The organism is Pseudomonas vanderleydeniana, assembly GCF_014268755.2.
Classification (GTDB): domain Bacteria; phylum Pseudomonadota; class Gammaproteobacteria; order Pseudomonadales; family Pseudomonadaceae; genus Aquipseudomonas; species Aquipseudomonas vanderleydeniana.
The window spans coordinates 1285639-1307753 of sequence record NZ_CP077093.1 but is presented as its reverse complement, the minus strand read 5'-3'; the positions used below and the strand labels follow the sequence as shown (position 1 = coordinate 1307753).

At 62.2% G+C, this 22115-nt stretch carries 19 protein-coding genes and 1 pseudogene; 5 read left to right on the top strand and 15 right to left on the bottom strand.

What is annotated here, in order from left to right; translation table 11 throughout:
• Nucleotides 1-108: 108 nt before the first annotated feature.
• Together HU752_RS05815 and HU752_RS05810 are read left to right on the top strand one after the other, a co-directional pair.
• Nucleotides 109-702 carry a phosphoheptose isomerase gene (locus HU752_RS05815; protein WP_017904829.1) on the top strand — a complete coding sequence of 198 codons (594 nt, stop codon included), beginning with the start codon at nucleotides 109-111 and terminating at the stop codon, nucleotides 700-702.
• Nucleotides 699-1277, top strand: coding sequence for a BON domain-containing protein (locus HU752_RS05810; RefSeq protein ID WP_186681177.1), 579 nt, complete (start codon nucleotides 699-701; stop codon nucleotides 1275-1277). The genes HU752_RS05815 and HU752_RS05810 overlap by 4 nt, the downstream gene beginning before the upstream one ends.
• A 109-nt stretch (nucleotides 1278-1386) precedes the next feature.
• Here the strand turns inward: HU752_RS05810 and HU752_RS05805 are convergent, their stop codons facing one another.
• From HU752_RS05805 to rplM, 7 genes are all read right to left on the bottom strand, one after another.
• Complete coding sequence (locus HU752_RS05805) at nucleotides 1387-1788, bottom strand: ClpXP protease specificity-enhancing factor (RefSeq protein ID WP_186681179.1); 402 nt, start codon at nucleotides 1786-1788, stop codon at nucleotides 1387-1389.
• Nucleotides 1788-2417 (bottom strand): glutathione S-transferase N-terminal domain-containing protein, encoded by a 630-nt coding sequence (locus tag HU752_RS05800; protein WP_186681181.1) that lies wholly within the window; start codon nucleotides 2415-2417, stop codon nucleotides 1788-1790. Before HU752_RS05800 ends, HU752_RS05805 begins: the two co-directional genes overlap by 1 nt.
• A 187-nt stretch (nucleotides 2418-2604) precedes the next feature.
• Nucleotides 2605-3387 (bottom strand): cytochrome c1, encoded by a 783-nt coding sequence (locus HU752_RS05795; protein WP_186681183.1) that lies wholly within the window; start codon nucleotides 3385-3387, stop codon nucleotides 2605-2607.
• Nucleotides 3387-4598: a cytochrome b gene (locus HU752_RS05790; protein ID WP_054059878.1), complete on the bottom strand. Its 1212-nt coding sequence runs from the start codon at nucleotides 4596-4598 to the stop codon at nucleotides 3387-3389. Before HU752_RS05790 ends, HU752_RS05795 begins: the two co-directional genes overlap by 1 nt.
• Nucleotides 4598-5191 (bottom strand): ubiquinol-cytochrome c reductase iron-sulfur subunit, encoded by a 594-nt coding sequence (gene petA, locus HU752_RS05785; protein WP_186681185.1) that lies wholly within the window; start codon nucleotides 5189-5191, stop codon nucleotides 4598-4600. Before petA ends, HU752_RS05790 begins: the two co-directional genes overlap by 1 nt.
• Nucleotides 5192-5442: 251 nt before the next feature.
• Nucleotides 5443-5835, bottom strand: coding sequence for a 30S ribosomal protein S9 (gene rpsI, locus HU752_RS05780; RefSeq protein WP_017904822.1), 393 nt, complete (start codon nucleotides 5833-5835; stop codon nucleotides 5443-5445).
• Between the two features lie 14 nt (nucleotides 5836-5849).
• Entirely contained in the window at nucleotides 5850-6278 is a 429-nt protein-coding gene (rplM, locus tag HU752_RS05775) for a 50S ribosomal protein L13 (RefSeq protein ID WP_017904821.1), read from the bottom strand.
• A 246-nt stretch (nucleotides 6279-6524) separates the two neighbouring features.
• Between rplM and HU752_RS05770 the strand changes: the two genes are divergently transcribed.
• The gene (locus HU752_RS05770) at nucleotides 6525-7565 is read left to right on the top strand and encodes an NADP(H)-dependent aldo-keto reductase (RefSeq protein WP_186681187.1); all 1041 of its coding nucleotides are present in this window, start codon (nucleotides 6525-6527) and stop codon (nucleotides 7563-7565) included.
• Nucleotides 7566-7884: 319 nt separating this feature from the next.
• On the opposite strand, the pseudogene HU752_RS05765 reads toward HU752_RS05770, so the two are convergent.
• Nucleotides 7885-9023 (bottom strand): annotated as a pseudogene (locus tag HU752_RS05765) (acyl-CoA dehydrogenase family protein).
• 221 nt (nucleotides 9024-9244) lie between these two features.
• Between HU752_RS05765 and HU752_RS05760 the strand changes: the two are divergent.
• On the top strand, nucleotides 9245-10165 hold the full coding sequence (locus tag HU752_RS05760; protein WP_186681239.1) for a GlxA family transcriptional regulator: 921 nt from the start codon (nucleotides 9245-9247) through the stop codon (nucleotides 10163-10165).
• 54 nt (nucleotides 10166-10219) lie between these two features.
• Here the strand turns inward: HU752_RS05760 and zapE are convergent, their stop codons facing one another.
• The 3 genes from zapE to HU752_RS05745 all read right to left on the bottom strand — a co-directional run bounded on the left by zapE (nucleotide 10220) and on the right by HU752_RS05745 (nucleotide 13413).
• Nucleotides 10220-11314, bottom strand: a complete 1095-nt coding sequence (gene zapE, locus HU752_RS05755) for a cell division protein ZapE (RefSeq protein ID WP_186681189.1) — start codon at nucleotides 11312-11314, stop codon at nucleotides 10220-10222.
• A gap of 91 nt (nucleotides 11315-11405) precedes the next feature.
• Entirely contained in the window at nucleotides 11406-12758 is a 1353-nt protein-coding gene (locus tag HU752_RS05750; protein WP_186681191.1) for a tryptophan--tRNA ligase, read from the bottom strand.
• 25 nt (nucleotides 12759-12783) lie between these two features.
• Complete coding sequence (locus HU752_RS05745; protein ID WP_186681193.1) at nucleotides 12784-13413, bottom strand: alpha/beta hydrolase; 630 nt, start codon at nucleotides 13411-13413, stop codon at nucleotides 12784-12786.
• A gap of 148 nt (nucleotides 13414-13561) precedes the next feature.
• Here HU752_RS05745 and HU752_RS05740 point away from each other — a divergent pair, with 148 nt between their 5' ends.
• Nucleotides 13562-13999 carry a Z-ring associated ZapG family protein gene (locus HU752_RS05740; RefSeq protein WP_186681194.1) on the top strand — a complete coding sequence of 146 codons (438 nt, stop codon included), beginning with the start codon at nucleotides 13562-13564 and terminating at the stop codon, nucleotides 13997-13999.
• A gap of 79 nt (nucleotides 14000-14078) precedes the next feature.
• Here HU752_RS05740 and HU752_RS05735 read toward each other — a convergent pair whose 3' ends face one another.
• The 4 genes from HU752_RS05735 to HU752_RS05720 form a co-directional block, all read right to left on the bottom strand.
• The gene (locus tag HU752_RS05735) at nucleotides 14079-14897 is read right to left on the bottom strand and encodes a YiaD family glycine zipper/OmpA-like lipoprotein (protein WP_186681196.1); all 819 of its coding nucleotides are present in this window, start codon (nucleotides 14895-14897) and stop codon (nucleotides 14079-14081) included.
• Between the two features lie 98 nt (nucleotides 14898-14995).
• On the bottom strand, nucleotides 14996-15640 hold the full coding sequence (locus HU752_RS05730; RefSeq protein ID WP_186681198.1) for an MBL fold metallo-hydrolase: 645 nt from the start codon (nucleotides 15638-15640) through the stop codon (nucleotides 14996-14998).
• 273 nt (nucleotides 15641-15913) lie between these two features.
• Nucleotides 15914-20233, bottom strand: a complete 4320-nt coding sequence (locus HU752_RS05725; protein WP_186681200.1) for a hybrid sensor histidine kinase/response regulator — start codon at nucleotides 20231-20233, stop codon at nucleotides 15914-15916.
• A 39-nt stretch (nucleotides 20234-20272) separates the two neighbouring features.
• Nucleotides 20273-21967 (bottom strand): two-component system response regulator, encoded by a 1695-nt coding sequence (locus HU752_RS05720; RefSeq protein ID WP_186681202.1) that lies wholly within the window; start codon nucleotides 21965-21967, stop codon nucleotides 20273-20275.
• Nucleotides 21968-22115 lie beyond the last annotated feature (148 nt).

The window sequence follows — 22115 nt, the reverse complement described above, 5'->3', positions numbered from 1 at the left end:
TTTTGCTCTTTGCTTTGCGGGCCGCACATGACTTGTGCCGAACAGCCCCGGGGGAACCCGGACAGCGTTCGAGCCAGGCAACCGCCCCACTTAAGGTCACCTACATTGATGGACATGCAATCCCGAATTCGCCAGCTTTTCCAGGCCAGTATCGACACCAAGCAACAGGCGATGGACGTTCTTGCACCTCACATCGAGCAAGCCAGCCAGATCATGGTCAATGCCCTGCTCAACGAAGGCAAAATGCTCTCCTGTGGCAACGGTGGCTCGGCGGGCGACGCCCAGCATTTTTCCTCGGAGCTGCTCAACCGCTTCGAGCGCGAGCGACCGAGCCTGCCGGCCATCGCCCTGACCACCGACAGCTCGACCATCACCTCGATTGCCAACGACTACAGCTACAACGAAGTCTTCTCCAAGCAGATCCGCGCACTCGGCCAACCCGGCGACGTCCTGCTGGCCATTTCCACCAGCGGCAACTCGGCCAACATTATTCAGGCAATCCAGGCCGCACATGATCGCGAAATGGTTGTCGTAGCCTTGACGGGACGTGATGGTGGCGGCATGGCTTCGCTGCTGTTGCCCGAGGACGTGGAGATCCGCGTTCCCAGCAACGTCACCGCACGTATCCAGGAAGTCCACTTGCTGGCGATCCACTGCCTGTGCGATCTGATCGACAGCCAACTGTTCGGGAGTGAAGAATGACCGTTAATCGCCTTAGCCTGCTGGCTTTGACTCTGTGCCTGGGCCTCAGCGGCTGCAGCTCGGTACTGACCGCGACCCGCGATGGTCCGATCAATGACGACCAGGGTACCCGTACCCTGGGCAGCAAGATCGACGACTCGGTGATCGAGACCAAGGTCGCGGTCAACGTCGCCAAGGCCGACCCTGACCTCGACGCCGCCTCGCACATCGTGGTGAGCAGCTACAACGGCATCGTCCTGCTCGCCGGCCAGACCCCACGCGAAGACCTCAAGGCCAAGGCCGAGCAGGCCGCATCGAGCGTCCAGCGGGTGAAGAAGGTGAACAACGAACTGCAGATCCTGCAGCCCTCCTCGTTCGCCGCACGCAGCAACGACACCTGGCTGACCAGCAAGATCAAGACCCAGATGCTTACCGACAACACCATCCCCGGCTCACGCATCAAGGTGATCACCGAGAACGGCATCGTCTACCTGATGGGCCTGGTGACCCAGCAGGAAGCCTCGCGCGCGACCAACCTGGTACAAGGCGTTGGCGGCGTGCAGAAGATCGTCAAGCTGTTCGAGTACATCGACTGAGAACCGCACCCCAGGAGCCGGCTTCCACAAGCTGCAAGCGCTCCATCTGAATGAAGAAGCCCCTGCCATCTTGCGATGACAGGGGCTTTTTCGTACACAGGCCCGACGGTTACTTCACAACCTTCAGGCTCGGGCGACCGCTCGGACGCGGCGGCTCCGGCCCCTCGTCATCCGGCTCGACGTCATCCTCGTCTTCCATCGGCGACTCGAGGTCAAACACCATGCCCTGGCCGTTTTCCCGGGCATAGATCCCGAGAATGGCACCAATGGGCACGTACAGCGTATGAGCCACACCACCGAAGCGCCCTTCGAAACTGACCGCTTCGTTATCCATGTGCAGGTGACGCACGGCACTTGGAGAAATGTTCAGGACAATCTGCCCGTCGCTGGCAAAGCCTTGCGGCACCTGGACCGAGGGAGCCTCGGAATTGACCAGGACGTGCGGCGTGCAATCGTTATCCACAATCCACTCGTACAGGGCACGAATCAAATAAGGACGGCTGGAGTTCATCAAACGGCTCCTTGGCGCATATCGCGTTCGACACCAGACAGGCTTGCCTGGAAGGCCTCACGCGCAAACTGGCGCTCCATATAATCGAGCAGCGGCTTGGCTTGCCGCGGCAATTCAATACCCAGAATCGGCAAACGCCAGAGTATCGGTAATAGACAGCAATCGACCAGACTTTGCTCCTCACTGAGGAAGAAAGGCTTGTCGGCGAACAACGGAGAAACCCCGGTCAGGCTCTCGCGCAACTCCTTGCGCGCCTGCGTACGCGCCGGCTCCTTGGTCCGGGAGTCCAGGATCAGGTCGACCAGCCCGCACCAGTCACGCTGGATGCGATGCATCAGCAGACGGCTGTTGGCCCGCGCCACCGGATAGACCGGCAATAACGGTGGATGCGGGTAGCGCTCATCCAGGTATTCCATCACCACGGTCGACTCCCACAACGCCAGGTCACGATCGACCAGGGTGGGCAGGCTGCCGTAAGGGTTCACCTCGGTCAGCTTCGCGGGCTGGCGTCCAGCCTCGACACTGATGATCTCGGCACTGACACCCTTTTCCGCCAACACAATACGCACTCGGTGGGAATAGTGGTCGGCGGGGTCGGAGTAACAGGCCAACCGATTGGTCACGCCCATGGCGGTCCTCCTCGCTTGTTTGAAATGGTCGAAACGCAAAAACGAACGCGCCCAAGGGAAGCCTCCCGTAACGAGTGGAGGGACAACCGGTGAAACCGTTTCGGCCTCACCCCACCACACCAGCTCGCTACGTCTCAGAGGCACCCTTGGGCGCGCACGATTGACTGACCGCTATATTACAACGTTATCAGTGCACATCCTTCCAGTATTCGCGCTTGAGCAGATAAGCGAATACGAAGAGGAAGGCCAGGTACAGCAGAACATAAGTACCGATGCGCTGATGCTGCAGCTTCACCGGGTTGGCCGAGTAGGCCAGGAAGGTCACCAGGTTCTTGACCTTCTCGTCGAACTGCTCTTCCGTCAGGGTACCGGTCTTCGGCACGATGGTCAGCTGGTCGCACGCCTCATGAGTCAATGGCGTGCCGGTCAGCGGATCATACTGCTTCTTGCCGTCCTCGACGATTTGCACCTGCTTGCAACCAACGACCTGACGACCTTGCAGGCCACCCAGGACGTTCGGCATGCCCACGTTCGGGAAGACCTTGTTGTTCACACCCCATGGACGCGCCGGATCCTCGTAGAACGAGCGCAGGTAACCATACAGCCAATCGGTACCACGCACCCGCGCCACCAGGGTCAGGTCGGGCGGAGCCGCGCCGAACCAGGCCTTGGCGTCGGCCGGCTGCATCCCGATGCTCATGTGATCGCCGATCTTGGCGCCAGTGAACACGAGGTTCTTGAGCATCAGGTCATGGGGAATCCCCAGGTCATCGGCCACCCGCTCGTAACGTTGGAACTTGGCGCTATGGCAACCCATGCAGTAGTTGGCAAAGGTACGCGCACCATCCTGCATGGCAGCCTTGTCGGAAACGTCGATGTCGATCTTTTCAAGTTCGGGGCCACCGTGTTCGGCAGCGAAAGACAGAACCGGCAGAGCCGCAAGCATCAAAACAGCGAATAGTTTTTTCATCAGCCAGTCACCCTTTCCGGAACCGGTTTGGTCTTCTCGAGCCGGGTATAGAACGGCATCAGAATGAAGTAGGCGAAGTACAGCACGGTGCACACCTGCGACAGCAGCGTACGCTCCGGCGTCGGCGCCATGACGCCCAGCCAGCCAAGGATCAGGAAGGACACACAGAAGATCACCAGCCAGATCCGGCTCAGCCAGCCCTTGTACCGCATGGACTTGACCGGACTACGGTCCAGCCACGGCAGCACGAACAACAGGGCAATCGAGGCACCCATGGCGAGAACCCCCATGAGCTTGTCCGGAACCGCCCGCAGAATCGCGTAGAACGGGGTGAAGTACCAGACGGGTGCGATGTGCTCCGGCGTCTTGAAGGCGTTGGCCACTTCGAAGTTCGGTTTTTCGAGGAAATAACCACCCATTTCCGGGAAGAAGAACACCACCGAGCAGAACACGAACAGGAACACGACTACGCCGACGATGTCTTTCACGGTGTAGTAGGGATGGAACGGAATGCCGTCAAGCGGTACGCCGTTTTCATCCTTTTTCTTCTTGATGTCGACACCATCGGGGTTGTTCGAACCCACTTCGTGCAACGCCAGGATGTGCAGCACCACCAGGCCAAGAATCACGATCGGCAGCGCCACCACGTGCAGGGCGAAGAAGCGGTTCAGGGTGATCCCGGAAATCAGGTAGTCACCACGGATCCACTGGGTCAGGTCGTTGCCGATGACCGGGATCGCGCCGAACAGCGAGATGATCACCTGCGCACCCCAGTAGGACATCTGGCCCCACGGCAGCAGGTAGCCCATGAAGGCCTCGGCCATCAGCGCCAGGTAGATCAGCATGCCGAACAGCCAGACCAGCTCACGCGGCTTCTGGTACGAACCGTAGAGCAAGCCACGGAACATGTGCAGGTAGACCACGATGAAGAACGCCGAAGCGCCGGTGGAGTGCAGCAGACGCAGGATCGCGCCGTACTCGACATCACGCATGATGTATTCGACGGAGGCGAAGGCCTCTTCCGCCGAAGGGGTGTAGCTCATCGTCAGCCAAACGCCGGTGACGATCTGGTTGACCAGCACCAGCAGCGCCAGCGAGCCGAAGAAGTAGAGGAAGTTGAAGTTCTTTGGTGCGTAGTACTTGCTGAGATGGTCTTCCCACATCTTGGTGGCAGGGAAGCGTGCATCAACCCAATCCATGAACTTGCTCATCACGCTTTCTCCTGATCGACGCCAACGACAATGACCGTGTCGGATTCATAGGAATGCGGCGGAACCGGCAGGTTCAAGGGCGCGGGCTGGGCTTTGTAGACACGACCGGCGAGGTCGTAGTGGGAGCCGTGGCAAGGGCAGAAATAGCCACCTACCCAGTCCTTGCCGAGGTCGGCGGGAGCCACTTCCGGACGGAAGGTGGGAGAGCAACCCAGGTGGGTACAGATACCGATCAGCAGAAGGACCTCTGGCTTGATCGAACGCGTCTTCGGATCGACGTAGGGGGGTTGTACCGAGTTCTTGGAAGTCGGATCGGAGAGTTGCCCCTCGATCTTCTTCAGGTTTCCCAGGATCTCCTCGGTACGGCGAACGATGAAGACCGGCTGACCACGCCACTCGGCAATCATCTGCTGCCCTGGGTCGATCTTGGCGATATTCACTTTCACCGGTGCACCGGCGGCTTTCGCCTTGGCACTGGGAAACCATGACCCCACGAACGGGACCGCAGCCCCCACCGCTCCTGCAGCTCCTACCACGGATGTGGCTGCTACGAGAAAGCGACGCCGGCCTGCATTCACGCCGTCATTGCTCATTCAGTCCTCTCCCATCAGCTTTGTGGCCTGTTAAATCAGGCGTCTAAGTAAAAATCTATCGTTATAAAATTTTTGCCGAATGGTAATGAAAAGCCCCACCTCTGACAAGGTAATTACCCGGCACACAGTGCCCCAGGCCTTGTAGTATAGGGGGTCTACGGATGTGGCAAGTTGTCACAGCAAATATTTCGCCCATAAAAAAAGCCCGGTTCCACATGGGAACCGGGCTTCTTTTGAAGCTGGGAAGCGAATTAACGCTTCGAGTACTGCGGACGCTTACGCGCTTTACGCAGACCAACTTTCTTACGCTCGACTTCACGAGCGTCGCGGGTTACGTAACCAGCTTTACGCAGGGTGCTGCGCAGAGACTCGTCGTAGTCCATCAGGGCACGAGTGATGCCGTGGCGGATTGCGCCAGCCTGGCCACTCACACCACCACCGATGACGGTGACGTAGACGTCGAACTTCTCGACGGTCTCGGTCAGTTCCAGCGGCTGGCGAACGACCATACGGGCAGTTTCGCGACCGAAGAACGTGTCCAGGGAGCGGTTGTTGATGGAGATGTTACCGGTACCTGGACGCAGGAAAACGCGTGCGGTTGCGGTCTTGCGACGGCCAGTGCCGTAGTTTTGAGTCGCCGACATAATGAACTATTCCGTTAAATCTTCAGTTCTTGGGGCTGCTGAGCAGTATGAGGGTGTACAGCGCCCGCATAGACTTTCAGCTTACGGTACATGTCGCGACCCAGCGGGTTCTTAGGCAGCATGCCTTTTACCGCGGTCTCGATCACGCGCTCAGGGGCCTTTGCGATCAGCTTTTCGAAGTTGATCGACTTGATGCCGCCCGGGAAACCGGAGTGGGAGTAGTACATCTTGTCGGAGGTTTTAGCACCGGTCACACGAACCTGCTCGGCGTTGATAACCACGATGTAGTCACCGGTATCGACGTGCGGGGTGTACTCGGCTTTGTGCTTGCCACGCAGACGGCTCGCGATTTCGGTGGCCAGACGACCCAGGGTCTGACCAGCAGCGTCGACGACAAACCAGTCGCGCTTAACTGTTTCCGGTTTAGCAGTAAAAGTTTTCATTCTTTATAGCCTCAGGGGCCGCCTGTAAATAAGACGGCGGATCTTACTGAATAGTGCGTACTTTGACAAGGTCAAAGGCAGCCGGATACAGACGCTATCGGGGGCTCGGGTCGGCGCGTCCGTTCAACGGCAAGATTCTTTGGCGGCGGCGCATCACTTCCACTGCATAAAGAGGTGCGCAATTATCCAGATTGCCAAAAAAAATTCAACCTGCTTTTATGGGTCTTTTTCCCACAGGAGCAGCCAATGGAATACCGTCAGCTAGGCCGGACCGACCTGAACGTGAGCGCAATTTGCCTGGGGACCATGACCTGGGGCGAGCAGAACACCGAGGCAGAGGCCTTTGCCCAGATCGAACGCGCGAAGGCCGCCGGCATCAATTTCATGGATACCGCCGAGATGTACCCGGTGCCGCCCAAGGCCGAAACCTACGCCAGCACCGAACGCATCATCGGCAACTGGTTCCGGCAGCGTGGTGATCGCGACCAGTGGGTCCTGGCGAGCAAGATCGCCGGCCCCGGCAACGGCATCAGCTACATTCGCGACGGCAACCTCAAGCACAACCGCCGGCATATCGTCGAAGCCCTCGACGCCAGCCTCAAGCGCCTGCAGACCGACTGGATCGACCTGTATCAACTGCACTGGCCGGAGCGCAGCACCAACTTCTTCGGGCAACTGGGCTACAAGCACAAGGCCGACGAGGACTTCACGCCGATCGAGGAAATCCTCGAGGCGCTGGACGAGCAGGTCAAGGCCGGCAAGATCCGCCACATCGGCCTGTCCAACGAAACACCGTGGGGCACCATGAAATTCCTGCTCGAAGCCGAGCGGCGCGGCTGGCCGCGGGCGGTGTCGATCCAGAACCCCTACAACCTGCTCAACCGCAGCTTCGAGGTCGGCCTGGCGGAAGTCGCCCTGCGCGAGCAATGCGGCCTGCTGGCCTATTCGCCGATGGCGTTCGGCTTCCTTTCAGGCAAGTATGAAGGTGGCGCCCGCCCGGCGAAGGCCCGCCTGAGCCTCTACAGCCGCTTCAGCCGCTACTTCAACCCGCAATCGGAAGCGGCCTGCAGCCGCTACGTCGCCCTGGCCCGCGAACACGGCCTGGATCCGGCACAGATGGCCCTGGCGTTCGTCACCCGGCAACCCTTCGTGACCAGCAACATCATCGGTGCCACCACCCTGGAACAACTGGACAGCAACATTGCCAGCGCCAGCCTGGAACTGTCGGAGGAAGTGCTGGCAGGAATCGAGGCGATCCACAAGGATCATCCGAACCCGGCACCATAAGCCGCAACCCAGGCCAGCCCCAGCCTTGTGGCGAGCAGGCTTGCCTGCGCTGGGGCGCGGAGCGCCCCCCACAACCGGCCCACGCGGTGCATCAGGAAGAATGGGGTGCGGCTGCTTTGCAGCCGAGCGCGGCGGTGCGGCGTCCCGACAAGCCCGCTCGCCACAAAGGCTGCGGCGTGCCCCTTTTCGGTTTTTACCGGACACCAGTGACGCTCCGCGTGGGAATGCCTCCCAGGACGCTCGGTGTCCGTTCTTGTGACGCAGAGCGTCACGGGCTGCGTTTCCACGCAGAGCGTGGGAACGATCAAACGGTCGCCCCTCACAGCGAGCGTGCAATGATCTCCTTCATGATCTCGTTGGTCCCCGCATAGATCCGCTGCACACGCGCATCCGCCCAGGCCCGGGCCACCGGGTAGACTCCCACATGAAACCGTAGCCGCCATGCAACTGGACGCACTCGTCGAGCACCTTGCATTGCAGGTCCGTGCCCGAATACTTGGCCATCGCCGCGGTCGGCACATCCAGCTTGCCCTCCAGGTGCAGCTCCAGGCAGCGATCGACGAACACCCGGCCGATCTGGATCTCGGTCGCCATCTCCGCCAGCTTGAAACGAGTGTTCTGGAAGTCGGCGATCGCCTTGCCGAAGGCCTTGCGCTCACGGGTGTAGTCCAGCGTCCACTGCAACGCCGCCTCGGCTGACGCCAGCGCCCCGACCGCCACGGTCAGGCGCTCCTGGGGCAGCTCCTGCATGAGGTAGGCGAACCCCATACCGGCCTGCCCCAGCAGGTTCTCCTTCGGCACCCGGACATCCTGGAAGAACAGTTCCGAAGTGTCCTGGGCCTTCATCCCGACCTTCTCCAGCCGCTTGCCCTTGGCAAAACCCGGCGTGTCGGCCTCCACCAGGAACAGGCTGGTGCCCTTCGCCCCGGCCTTCGGATCGGTCTTGGCGACCACGATCACCAGATCGGCGAGAAAGCCGTTGGTGATGAAGGTCTTCGAACCATTGAGGACATACTCGTCACCATCGAGCACCGCGGTGGTCTTGACGCCCTGCAGGTCGGAACCGGCCCCCGGCTCGGTCATCGCGATGGCCGTGACCATCTCGCCACTGACCAGCCGCGGCAGGTACTTGAGCTTCAGTGCTTCGCTGCCGTAATGCAGGATGTACGGCGCGACGATATCCGAATGCAGCGAGAAGCCGATCCCGCTCAGGCCCAGCCGGCTGATCTCCTCGATCACCACCGCGCTGTAGAGAAAGTCCGCCGCCATGCCACCATACGCTTCCGGCAGATGCGAGCAGAGCATCCCCGCCTCCCCCGCCTTGTTCCACAACTCGCGATCGACATAACCCCGCTTTTCCCACTGGGCATGGAAGGGCAACGCCTCCTGCTCGAGGAACTTGCGTACGCTGCTGCGGAATAGCTCGTGCTCGGAACTGAACAGGGTTCTGGGGATCATGCAGGCACCTTGCAGACACACTGAAGCCGGAATTGGCCCAGTGAGCCTATGCCAGTGTTTTACCTCGAACCACTGGACACATGCGCCAAAAAATAAGACGATCCAGCCGTTTGTTGACCACTTTCCCTTATAAGAATAATCGAATCATGGCTAACACCTCCTCGACGCCCTTGCGGCGCGTCAGCATCCTGGCTACCGACCGGGTCTTCGCCTCGACCCTCATGCAAGCCAAGGATTTCTTCCACCTCGCCAGCCTGCGCTACGGCAAGCAACTCGGCCAGGGCCTCACCCCTGCCTTCGAGACCCGCCTGGTCAGTCCGGACGGCAATCCCGTGGGCAGCTTCAGCGACGTGATCATGCCGGTGGACGGCGGCCTCGGGAACACCGACGTGATCATCCTCCCGGCATTCTGGGACGACTTCGACAACCTCTGCGAACGCTACCCGCAGGTCCTGCCCTGGCTGCGTGAACAGCACGCGCGCGGCGCGGTGCTCTGCGGCGAGGCGACCGGGGTCTTCTGGCTGGCCGAGGCCGGCCTGCTCGACGGCAAGGAGGCCACGACCTACTGGCGCTTCTTCAATACCTTCAGCGAACGCTTCCCCAACGTCCAGCTGAATCAGGACAAGCACCTGACCGACGCCGACAACCTGTACTGCGCCGGCGGTACCACCTCGGCCTGCGACCTCTACATCTACCTGATCGAACGTTTCTGCGGGGCCAACATCGCCCAGGCGGTGGCCCGCGACATCCTCTATGAAGTGCAGCGCAGCTATGCACCGGGGCGCATCGGTTTCGGCGGCCAGAAGCTGCACCAGGACGTGATCATCCTGCAGATCCAGCAATGGCTCGAAGAGCACTTCGCCGACAAGTTCCGCTTCGAGGATGTGGCCCGCGACCATGGCATGAGCATCCGCAACTTCATGCGTCGCTTCCAGACCGCCACCGGCGACAAGCCGCTGCACTACCTGCAGCGCCTGCGCATCGAGACGGCCAAGGGCCTGTTGTCGGGCACCCGCAAGAGCATCAAGACCATCAGCTACGAGGTCGGCTACGACGACGCCAGCTTCTTTGCGCGGTTGTTCCGCCAACACACCGAACTGTCGCCGAACCAGTATCGGCAACAGTTCCAGCAGGCGGCCTGAGCCGCGGCGGTCAAGGACAGACTGAGGGGCGTCGAGCGACGCCCCGAAGGCTCGCTAAGGCTTGTGCGCCCGCGACAGGAACTCGTGGGACTGCATTTCCAGCAGGCGGCTGAGGGTCCGCTGGAATTCGAAGGTCAGGCGACCACCGGTGTACAGATCCTTGAGCTCGACTTCCGCCGAGATGATCAGCTTGACGTTGCGATCGTAGAACTCGTCGACCATGTTGATGAAGCGACGGGCGATGTCGTCGGTGGTGACGCTCATCTGCTCGACGCCACTGAGCAGCACGGCGTGGAAAATCTTGCCCAGCTCGATGTAGTCGTTCTGGCTGCGTGGGCCGTCGCACAGTTCGCGGAAGTCGAACCAGGCCACGTCATCGCAGGTGCGCAGGGCACGGATCTCGCGGTTCTCGATGATCAGCACATCGTTTTCCACTGCCTGGGTGCACTCCGGCGTCAGCGCGCGGAAGCTCTTGCGCAGGCTTTCGTGGGCAGCTTCGTTGAGCGGATAGTGGAACAGCTCGGCTTGCTCCAGGTGGCGCAGGCGATAGTCGACGCCGCTGTCGACGTTGACGATCTCGGTGTTCTGCTTGATCAGGGCGATCGCCGGCAGGAAGCGCGCACGCTGCAGGCCGTCCTTGTAGAGGCCGTCCGGCACGATGTTCGAAGTCGCGACCAGGGTCACGCCGTTCTTGAACAACTCTTCCATCAGGGTGCCGAGGATCATCGCGTCGGTGATGTCGGAGACGAAGAACTCATCGAAGCAGATCACCCGGGTCTCGGCGGCGAAGCGCTTGGCGATGATGGTCAGCGGGTTCTTCTCGCCGCCCAGGGTCTTCATTTCCTCGTGCACGCGCTTCATGAAGCGGTGGAAGTGCGTACGGGTCTTTTCCTTGAAAGGCAGCGCCTCGAAGAAGGTGTCCACCAGGTAGGTCTTGCCGCGACCTACGCCGCCCCAGAAGTACAGGCCCTTGACCGGCGCCTGGTCCTTCTTGCCGAACAGCTTGCCGAGCAGGCCCGGTTTGTTCTGCGAGGCCGCGACCAGGTCGTCGTACAGGCGCTGCAAATGGCGCACAGCCGTTTCCTGGGCCGCGTCATGAAAGAACTCGGGGCGTTTCAGATCAGCTTGATATCGTTCTAGGGGCGTCATAATTTCGTTAGCGAGGTAACAAAAACGGGCCGTCACTTTAGCGATGGCCCGTCGGAATGGCAATCGGCCCTTGGTCGGGCCGAATGCTGGATCAGTCCTGAAGCGGCGTCAGCGCCACCCGCAGGGCCTCGATAGCGGCATCACGAGCCGCTTCGTCGGCGAACTCGGGGCTGTCGGCGACACAGGCACCGTCCAGCCAGACGCTGAAGGCGCGCGCCTCGCTGCGGATATCCAGGTCCTGGCCCGACTGCAACTGCTTGGTCACCACGCCCGCGGCCTTGCCGTCGGCAAAGTTGCGCGACAACAACAGTTGTTCGCCATCGGCCGCCAGCAGACGGAAACGGAAGCTGTCGTCCTCGCGGAAGCTGACGAAACGCGCGGCCTTGGCGGCTTTCTTCTTGCCGGTTTCAGCCACCTGCACCTGGCTGACGAACGACCGCAGGCCAACCGCCTCGCGCAGTTGTGCGAGGAACGGCGTGGCGACCTTGCGGGCCTTCTGCGCGCCGGCCTGGAGGATGTCCTCGAGGTCCGCCGGACGCGAAATCAGCTCGTGGTAACGCTCGCGCTTCTCGCCTAGCTCGGCATCGAGCAGTTGGAACAGACGATTTTTCGCCTCGCCCCAACCCAGGCCACCCAGCAGTTCATCACGGAAGCCGGCGGCCTGCTCGGTCGTGGCGAACGCCTGGTACAGGGTGAACAGGTGGGAATTGTCCGGGTCCTTCGCTTCACCCGGCGCGCGCGAGTCGGTGACGATGCGCGAGATGGCGTCCTTCATGTCCTTGGCACTGGTGAACAACGGAATGGTGTTGTCATAGCTCTTGGACATTTTCCGACCATCCAGGCCCGGCAGCGTCGCCACGCTTTCCTCGATCAACGCCTCAGGCATGACGAAGAATTCCTGGCCCTGGCCGAACAGGTGGTTGAAGCGCTGTCCGATGTCACGGGCCATTTCCACGTGCTGGATCTGGTCGCGACCGACCGGCACCTTGTGCGCGTTGAACATCAGGATGTCCGCCGCCATCAGCACCGGGTAGCTGTACAGGCCCATGGTGATGCCGGCATCCGGGTCTTCACCGGTCTCGACGTTCTTGTCCACCGAGGCCTTGTAGGCATGCGCGCGGTTCAGCAGGCCCTTGGCCGCGACACAGGTCAGCAGCCAGGTCAGTTCGGGAATCTCCGGGATGTCCGACTGGCGATAGAACGTCACGCGGTCCACATCCAGTCCGCCGGCCAGCCAGGTCGCGGCGATTTCCAGGCGCGAACGCTGGATACGCAGCGGGTCGTCGCACTTGATCAGCGCGTGGTAGTCGGCCAGGAAATAGAAGGAGTCGGCATTGCTGTCACGGCTGGCCAGGATCGCCGGGCGGATGGCGCCGGCATAGTTGCCCAGGTGCGGGGTGCCCGTGGTGGTGATGCCGGTGAGGATACGCGTACGAGTCGTCATGGGTAATCGCTTAGTCAGACTGCTATCAATTCGAGAGGCGCGGCAGGAGCAGATCCTTCAGATCAGTCAGCTTGCCATGAAAAAAGTGTCCGCATTCTGCCACTTTCAGCAGCTCATGGGGACGGTCGAGGGCGGCGGACCAGTCGTAGACCACCTGCGGGTCGATCACTTCGTCGGCTTCCGGCTGGATCAGGGTCAGCGGGCAACTCTCGGGCAGGCGGTCCTCGGCGCGCAGGCGCATCACCGCCGCAGCCACCATGAACAGGTGCTTGAGCGACTGGCCACGGGCCTCCAGGCGACCACCGAGACTCGCCGCGACGAAACCGCCAAAGGAAAAACCGAACAGCGTCAGCGGCAAGTCCGGGTGTTTCGCCAGCAGCCACTGCGCGGCGGCCTCGGCGTCATCGACTTCACCACTGCCCATGTCGTGGCTGCCGGCACTGGCGCCGACGCCCCGGTAGTTGAAACGCAAGGTGATCAGCCCGGCATCGCGGGCGGTGCGCTGCAGGGTCGAAACGACCTTGTTGAGCATGGTCCCGCCCTGCACCGGGTTGGGGTGACAGATCAACGCCAGGCCACGGGGCTCGGGGTTGTCCAGGTACAGGGCTTCCAATTGACCGACCGGGCCGTCGATGAAAAAAGCGGTTTCACGCATAAGCAAGGAATGAACTCCGTGACCTCTCTAGGGGTCGACTCGTCTAGCTAAAAGTCTGTGCCTGACAGCTTGCGACCAGAAGATCGCGGTATACAGCGCAGGTCCGAGCCGTTAACGTAAAGCAAAGCCGTTTATAGAGGAAGGACTCGTGGAACACTCGCTCTTAGTTTGGTTGTTGCCGACTCTTGCCCTGGTTGCCGGTGTCGCCATCGGTTTCCTGGTCGCCCGTCTGGTCCCGAGTGCCGCTCCCAGCAGCACGCAGCGTCAGCTGGACGATATCCAGGAACGTTTCGATACCTATCAGAATGAAGTGGTGACCCACTTCAACAGCACTGCGGCACTGGTCAAGAAACTCACCCAGAGCTATCAGGAAGTGCAGGACCACCTCGCCGAGGGTGCCAACCGCCTGGCCCTGGACGAGCTGACCCGCCAACGCCTGCTGGCCGCCCTGCATTCCGAAGCGCCCCAAACGCCACGGGAACGCCTGACCCCGCCACGGGAAAACCAGGAGCCGCCACGGGACTACGCGCCCAAGGCGCCGAACGCACCCGGCATGCTCGACGAGCATTACGGCCTGAAGAAGTAAGCCGACTTCAGCGCTACGAAAAAGCCCGCCCGATCTGTGATCGGGCGGGCTTTTTTACATCCGGGCTTCAGTCAGACCTTCAAGGGTACTGCTGGACCGGCTGGCCGTACACCTGGCCCTGCGGTTGCTGGTACTGCTGCTGGTAACCCTGCTGTTGATAGCCCTGCTGCTGTTGCGGGTACTGGCCCTGCTGCTGCGGCTGGCCGTACTGCTGACCAGGAATGGCGCGCAGGTTGACTTCCACCCGGCGGTTCTGCGCCCGGCCATTGACGTCGGCGTTGCTGGCGATCGGATTGTCCGGACCGGCACCACGGGCCGACAGGTTGGCACCGTTGACGCCCTGCGAGGTCAGGTAGTTGGCCACGCTCTGTGCCCGGCGCTGGGACAGGTCCATGTTCAGCTGGCGGCTGCCGGTGCTGTCGGTGTAGCCGACGATCTCGATCTGGTTCTGGTTGAACTCCTTGAGGGAGTTGGCCAGGTTGTTCAGCGGCTGGTAGAAGCTGCTGGCGATGGCATCGGAGTTGGTGGCGAAGGTGATGTTGCCCGGCATGATCAGCTTGATCTGATCGCCCTGGCGCTGCACCTGGACGCCGGTGTTGGCCATGCTTTCACGCAGTTTCTTTTCCTGCTGGTCGGCATAGTAACCGTAGCCGGCAGCCCCCGCACCGGCGACCAGGGCACCGATCAGCGCACCCTTGCCCCGGTTGTTGTGGTCGATGGCGGCACCGGCGACGGCACCGGCCAGGGCGCCCAGGCCACCATACTTGACGGTCCTGCTCATGCCCGAAGAGCCACCCTGCTCTACCTGTCCCTGGTTGTCATACGGGTTTTGCGTTGCACAGCCGGACAGCATGGCAACGGTGGTAGCGACGAGAATCAAACGACGCGAGGTGAACATGGATCTAGCTCCTACTCATTGAAAGTGCAGAGGCCGTTGGCAATGGGACCTGTGCTGGCGTTGGAACACGACGAACGGCAAAAATTCCATGAAAGTTCTCAGCCACGCACAAACGGGTTCTCCCGCATCTCGTCGCCCAGACGGGTATCGGGACCGTGGCCGGTGACCACCGTCGCCTCCTCGTCCAGCGTGTACAGGCGCTGCCGGATCGAACGCACGATGGTGGCCTGGTCGCCACCCCACAGGTCGGTACGACCGATGCCGCGGCGAAACAGCGTGTCCCCGGCAATCAACAGTCTAGCCTCGGAAAACCAGAAGCTCATGGAGCCCGGGGTATGTCCCGGCGTGTGCAGGGCCACGCCACAGCCGCAGGCCAGCTCCTCATCATCGGCCAGCCAATGGTCCGGCGACGGCACCGGCGTATAGGGCACGCCGAACATCTGGCACTGCATTTCCAGGTTGTCCCAGAGAAACTGGTCATCCTTGTGCAGATGCAGGGTGGCGCCGGTTTTCTCCTTCAACTGGCCCGAGGCCAGGAAATGATCCAGGTGCGCATGGGTATGAATGATGCTGACCACCTTCAATCCCAGGGCCTCGAGCCGGGCCAGGATCAATTCGTGATTGCCGCCGGGATCGACGACGATGGCTTTTTTCGTGATCGGGTCGCCGATGATCGTGCAGTTGCACTGCAACGGGCCGACGGGGAAGGTTTCGCGGATCAGCGCGGGTTTTGCAGAGTCCATGGGCTGCTCCTGCAACAGGCTCGACAGACAGTAAAAAGCCCCTGTGCGGTTCCGGCACCGCAGCGCAAAAACCGAACAGGAGCATGTGGCGGGAAGTATAAAGCCCACCGCCTGGCCGTTGAATCACCGTCATGCCCTGCCGCAACCGCCTGGTGTGCATTCTAGCGCTCGACACGTTCCGGTTTCGCCTCCACTTGGTGTGCCGCTCGTTACGCCAGGGCACACCATCGTTGCCGCCAGCGACACAATCGAGGCAACGCCCGACCAGCCCGTTCAAGGGGCGGTCATTGCCTCCCGCGGCGCGTCCCCCCGATAGCCATTGCCAAACGCCGCCTGCAACTCTTCGACGCTACGGGTCAACAACTGCCTAAGTTCAGGCAACCAGTGCGGATCGTCGAGCACCCGGGCTATCACGGCGGCATCGCCATACAGCAGCTCACGCTCCAGGGCCCCGGCCCGCTGCGACAGCGCCTGGGCGCCCATGGTGCCGGAGCTGCCCTTGATCGCATGCAGCACGGCGGCCAGCGCCGGACCGTCACGGTCCCGCAGATGGGCCGGCAACAGCGACAGCTGTTTATCCAGCTCCGCACCAAAGCCGTAGAGGACCGTACTGATCAATTCGAGATTGCCGCCGAACCGGGCCATGATCGACTCGCGCGCCTCCAGCACCGTGTCGGCCCCATTCGCCATGACCGTGGAAATCTTGGGCCGAGGGACTTCACGCCCGGTCTGGATGCGCAGGCTCAGCACCAGCTCCTCCAGGTCGATGGGTTTGCTCACATGGTCGTTCATTCCCGCCGCCAGGCAGGCCTCACGATCACTGCTGGAAGCATTGGCGGTCATGGCCAGGATCGGTAGCGAAGCGAAGTCGGACTGCCGGCGAATCCGCCGGGTCGCCTCCATGCCATCGATATCCGGCATCTGGATGTCCATCAGCACCGCATCGAACGGCGTCGCACTGGAGAACACCTGGCTGACGCCTTCCAACCCGCCTTCGGCCAGCACCACCTGCGCGCCCTCGCCCCTGAGCAGTTCGTCGGCGACCTGGCGATTAAGCGCATTGTCTTCCACCACCAGCAGGCGCATGCCGGACAGGCGTCGCTGCCGCTCCGGCGCCGGGCGCACCTCGGCAACCACCTCGCTGCTGCTGAAGGCCCGCTGCACCGCGTCGGCCAGTTGCAGCGGGGTCACCGGCTTGGTGAGGAAGCCGACGAAGGGGGCATCGCCTTCATGGTGCACGTCGGCCAGCACCTCGCGACCGTAGGCCGTGATCATGATCACCATCGGTGGCGGTACGCTCTGTTCCTGCAGGCTGATCAGCCGGGCGGCGCTAAGACCGTCCATGTCCGGCATGCGCCAGTCCATCAACACCACGTCATACGGTTCGCCGCGCAACTGCGCGTTGCGCACGCTTTCCACCGCCCGCGTGCCGCCATCCACCGTGTCTGCGGTCCAGCCCAGGGAGCGCACGGTGCGCAACAGCAGCTCACAGGCCATGGAATTGTCGTCGGCCACCAGCAGGCGCATCTGCGAGTCCACGCCGGGGCAGGACAACCGCAGCGGCTCGGTGCGCGACACGTCCAGGGTGATGTCGAACCAGAACCGGCTGCCGCTGCCCTCCTCGCTCTCGACCAGCAGCTCGCCCCCCATCAACCCGACCAGGCGCTTGCAGATCACCAGCCCCAGCCCCGTGCCGCCAAAGCGGCGGGTGGTCGAGGCCTCCGCCTGGGTGAAGACCTCGAAGATCCGCTGCAACTGTTCGGCGTTGATACCGATACCGGTATCGCAGACCTCGACCCGCAACTTCACCCTGCCCTCCAGACGCTGCAACTGGCGGAGGCTGACCACGACCTGGCCCTGCTGGGTGAACTTCAGGGCATTGCCCGCCAGGTTGATCAGCACCTGCTGCAGACGCATGCTGTCGCCGACCAGGCTGCCCGGCAGTTCGGAGTCGAGGTCGAACATCACTTCGACTTCCTTGCTGCCCTGGTTGCCCGCCAGCACTACCGCCAGGTCGCGCATCAGCGCCTCGAGCTCGAACGGGTGCATGTCCAGGCGCAGCTTGCCGGCCTCGATCTTGGAGTAGTCGAGAATGTCGTTGAGCAGTCCCAGCAGCGACTTGGCCGCCGTCTGGGCCTTGATCACATAGTCGTGCTGGCGGGCGTTGAGGTCGGTGTGCTGGACCAGTTGCAGCATGCCGAGTACGGCGTTCATCGGCGTGCGGATTTCATGGCTCATATTCGCCAGGAAGAACGATTTGGCGGCACTGGCGCTGTCGGCACGATCGCGGGCCTGCAGCAAATGCGTTTCCAGCTCGCGCTGGGCGGTGATGTCGCGGTTGATACCGGTGACCCGCAGCGCCTGGCCCTGGGCGTCGCGCTCGATCTGCGCACCGGCCTGGATGATGCGGATCCGGCCATCCGGCGCCAGCACCCGGAAGACCGGGTCGTAGATGCCCTCGCCGGCCACCGCCGCCGCCAGTTGCGCGGCCACGGCCTCGACATCCTCGGGGTGTACCCGCTCGTACCAGTGCGCATAGTTCAAGCCGTTGTCACGCAGGCTCAGCGGCTGACTGTAGAACTCGAACATCCGCTCGTTCCATTGCAGCGCGTTGTCCGCCAGGGTCCAGGTCCAGATACCCAACTCGGCCACGTCGGCCGCCATCAGCAACTGGTCACGGATCACCCGGGTGGCCTGCAGGCTCAACTCCAGCTGGTGCTCGGCGGCCTTGCGCTGGGTAACATCGATCGCGATTCCCAGGTAGCCGGCCAACTGGCCGTCCTCGTCGCGCAGCGACGTCACCACCAGGCTTACCGGCACATGGGAGCCATCCTTGTGCACGTAGGTCCACTCGCGGATCTCCGCATGTTCGAACTCCGGCTTGTGCACCAGGACCCGGAAGCCCTCGATGACCTGGCCATACTCGCGGCTGAGTTCGTTGCTACGCTCGGTGATTTCCCGATCGACGTGCAGGATCGCCGGCGTGGCCTTGCCCACCACCTCTTCGGCGCGATAGCCGAGCATCTGTTGCGCCCCTTCATTGAAGACGCTGATGACCCCGTCCAGGTCGGTGGCGATGATCGAGACCTTGGAGGCCGAGCGCAGCACGCTGCTGAGCAGCAGGTTGGCTCGCCGCAACGCCGAAGTCCGCTCGGCCACCTGCTCCTCGAGGTTGGCATTGAGTTCGAGAATCTGCGCCTCGGCGGCCTTGTGCGCGGTGAAGTCGCGCAGGATCTTCGACGCCCCGATCACCGTCCCGCCTTCATCGCTGATGGGCGAGACATTCGCCGAGACATTGAGCAGGCGACCGTCCTTGCAGCGACGCACAGTGTCCAGGTTGACGATCGTCTCGCCGAGCGCAATGCGCCTGAGTATATCGGTCTCTTCCGCCGCCAGGTCGGCGGGCACGATCAGCTCCAGCAACGGTCGCCCGACCGCTTCCTGGGCGGTATAGCCGAGCAGCTTGCGTGCCCCCCGGTTCCAGTTGGTGACGATGCCATCCAGGGTCGTGCCGATGATCGCGTCCGCCGAGCTTTCGACAATCAGCGCCAGCCGGGTCTGCTCGGCGATCACCTGCACGCGACGCTGGGAACTGATCCCGGCAATCGCCGAGAGTGCCGCCACCAGGACACTCGCCAGGGCCCCGAGGACAAACACCATCAGCGGCGAGACCTGATGCAGGCGTTGCGTGAACAACGGCAAGGCCTGCAGTTCAATCTGCCAGCGCCGACCATAGACCTCGCGCTCCAGGGTGCGGCTCATCAGCCCGGCCGACTGCAGCTGCGGGTCATGGACCGTCTGGTAGAAGTCCACCGCCGGCCCTGGCCCGGTGATATCACGCAGGCGCAGGTTGACCGCCTCGTTCTCCGGTACCAGGCCGGCGAGCACGCTCTCGATCATCAGTGGCGCATAGCTCCAGCCGATGACTGCCGCCTCACGCTCCTCTTCGCTCTGCGGCACGATGGCGCCCTTGTAAATTGGCAGCAGGATCAGGAACGACTGCTGTGGCTTGCCCACCGCCTGCACCAGGGTGATCGGCGAGGTCAGTCGCACCTCGCCCGTACGGGCCGCCGCCCGCGCCGCGGCGGCCCGATCCGGTTGCGAGGCGATGTCCAGGCCGAGTGCCACCGCCTGGTCACGGTTGGGCTCCAGGTACTGGATGATGTAGAGATCACCGTCATGCGGCGCGAACTGGCGCAGGCTGAAATTGGACGCACCATCGCTGCGGGCCCGTTGCAGAAACTGCTCCAGGTCCCCAGGTGCCACCCGCCGGATGAAGCCGAAACCACGAGCGCCAGGAAATTCTCTCGGGACATCGCGTGTCAGGCTGTAGCGGTGGAAAGTCTCGCGGGTCATGCCCTCCTCGCCGGCGGCGATGAGGGCCCCGCGAGTGCCGCGCAAGCCATACTGGTACGACTGCAGCCGGGCGAACACCGCATCCACCGCGTCATCGGTGGCATTGAAAAGTGCTTCCTGGGCTCGCTGCTCGTTGAGGTTCTGCAGGGCCAGGCTACCCGCCAGGCTCGCCAGCAGGCCGACCACCAACAGCAGGAGCGAGCGCCCATTCAGGGCATGCAGGCGGAATCGTTTCAACTCGGGTCCCCTTGAACACTATGATTGTGACGCCTGGGTTCAGTTGGTCTGCGACCACGAGGCCAGCAGCGTACGTATCTGCGCGAAGGGGACCGGCCGGCAGTACAGGTAGCCCTGCATGACCTGGCACCCCTGCTCCAGCAACAGTTCAGCCTGTTGCCAGGTCTCCACTCCCTCGGCCACCAGTTCCAGGCCCAGTGCCTGGCCCAGCTTGATGATCGCCTCGACGATCGCCAGGTCGCTCTTGTCGGTGAGCATGTCGCGCACGAAACTCTGGTCGATCTTCAACACATCGATGGGAAAACGCTTGAGGTAGGCCAGGCTCGAATAGCCCGTGCCGAAATCGTCGATGGCCACGTGCACGCCCAGCGCCTTGAGCGCCATCAGGGTCTCGCGGGCATTGTCGGTATCGCGGGCCAGCACGCCTTCGGTGATCTCCAGCTCCAGCCACTGCGGGGCGAGCCCGGAGTCGAGCAGGATGCCCTTGACCATGCTCAGGAACGACTCCTCGCGGAACTGCACCACACTGATGTTGACGCTGACGCAGACCGGGAAGCCCTGCTCATGCAGGCGGCAGGTGTCCTTGCAGGCCTGGAGCATCACATACTTGCCGATGGGGATGATCAGCCCGGTTTCCTCGGCCAGCGGGATGAAGTCCGACGGCGAAACCAGGTTGCCGTTGCCGTCGCGCCAACGGATCAGCGCCTCCATGCCGACGATCCGGTGCTCGCGGACATTGACCTTGGCCTGGTAGAACACCTCGAACACGCCCTCGTCGATTGCCGCGCGCATGTGTCGCTCTAGCAGGTGCCGGGCACGCATGCCGCTCTCGATGGCGGGTGAGAAGAACTGGTAGCGGTTGCGCCCGGCCTGCTTGGCCTGGTACATGGCCGAGTCGGCATGACGGTAGAGCGACTCCAGGTCATCGCTGTCTTCCGGAAATACCCCGATGCCGATGCTGGCCGTCAGGTCGTAGCGATTGCCCTGCAGCGAGAACGGGTTGGAGATGGTCGTCAGCACCTGCTCGGCAAAATTGCCCACGGCCTCGAAACTGTCGACCTCCGACAGCAGGATGATGAACTCGTCGCCACCTTGTCGGCTGAGCGTGTCCATGCTGCCCAGGATCAGCGACAGCCGCGTGGCGACGTACTTGAGCATCTGGTCGCCGACCGAATGCCCCATCGAGTCGTTGATCGCCTTGAAGTTGTCGAGGTCCAGCAGCAGCATCGCCAGCCGTCCGTGGTTGCGCCGGGCCATTTTCAGCGCCTGCTCCGCGCGATCACGCAGCAGCATGCGGTTGGGCAGCCCGGTCAGGGCGTCGTGGTTGGCCAGCCGCTTGGCTTCGTTGCGCAGGGTGATATGCGCGTTGATATGGGCCCGGGCCACCGGCAGGTTAAGCGGTTTCTGGATGAAATCGATACCGCCGTAGCCAAGGGCCTGCAACTCGTAGTCGGCCTGGGCATGAGAGGTGACGAAGATCACCGCGGCGTCGGACAGCTTCGGGTCGGCCTTCAACGCCTTGCAGACCTCGAAACCGCTCATGCCGGGCATCTCGATATCGAGCAGGACCACGTCCGGGAGGAACTGGCGGGCCACCCGCAGAGCCTCCTCGCCATTGCTGGCGACATACACCTGCGCCAGATCCCGTACCGACTCACTGAGAATGAGCGCATCGGTTGTCTGGTCATCGACGATCAGCACAACCGGAGCTGGACTGAAGGAGGTTTCACGCATTCCTTGCTCCCAGGCAATTCCTTGTTAACTCATGGTCAAAGGGCGCCGACAGGTTTCCCGTCCGCTGAGTCGGTGCAGGGTGTGCGGTGCGTCAGGCGCCGCAAGGGAAATCACACGTCTATTGGTTATAGCGCAGACAAGGCATATA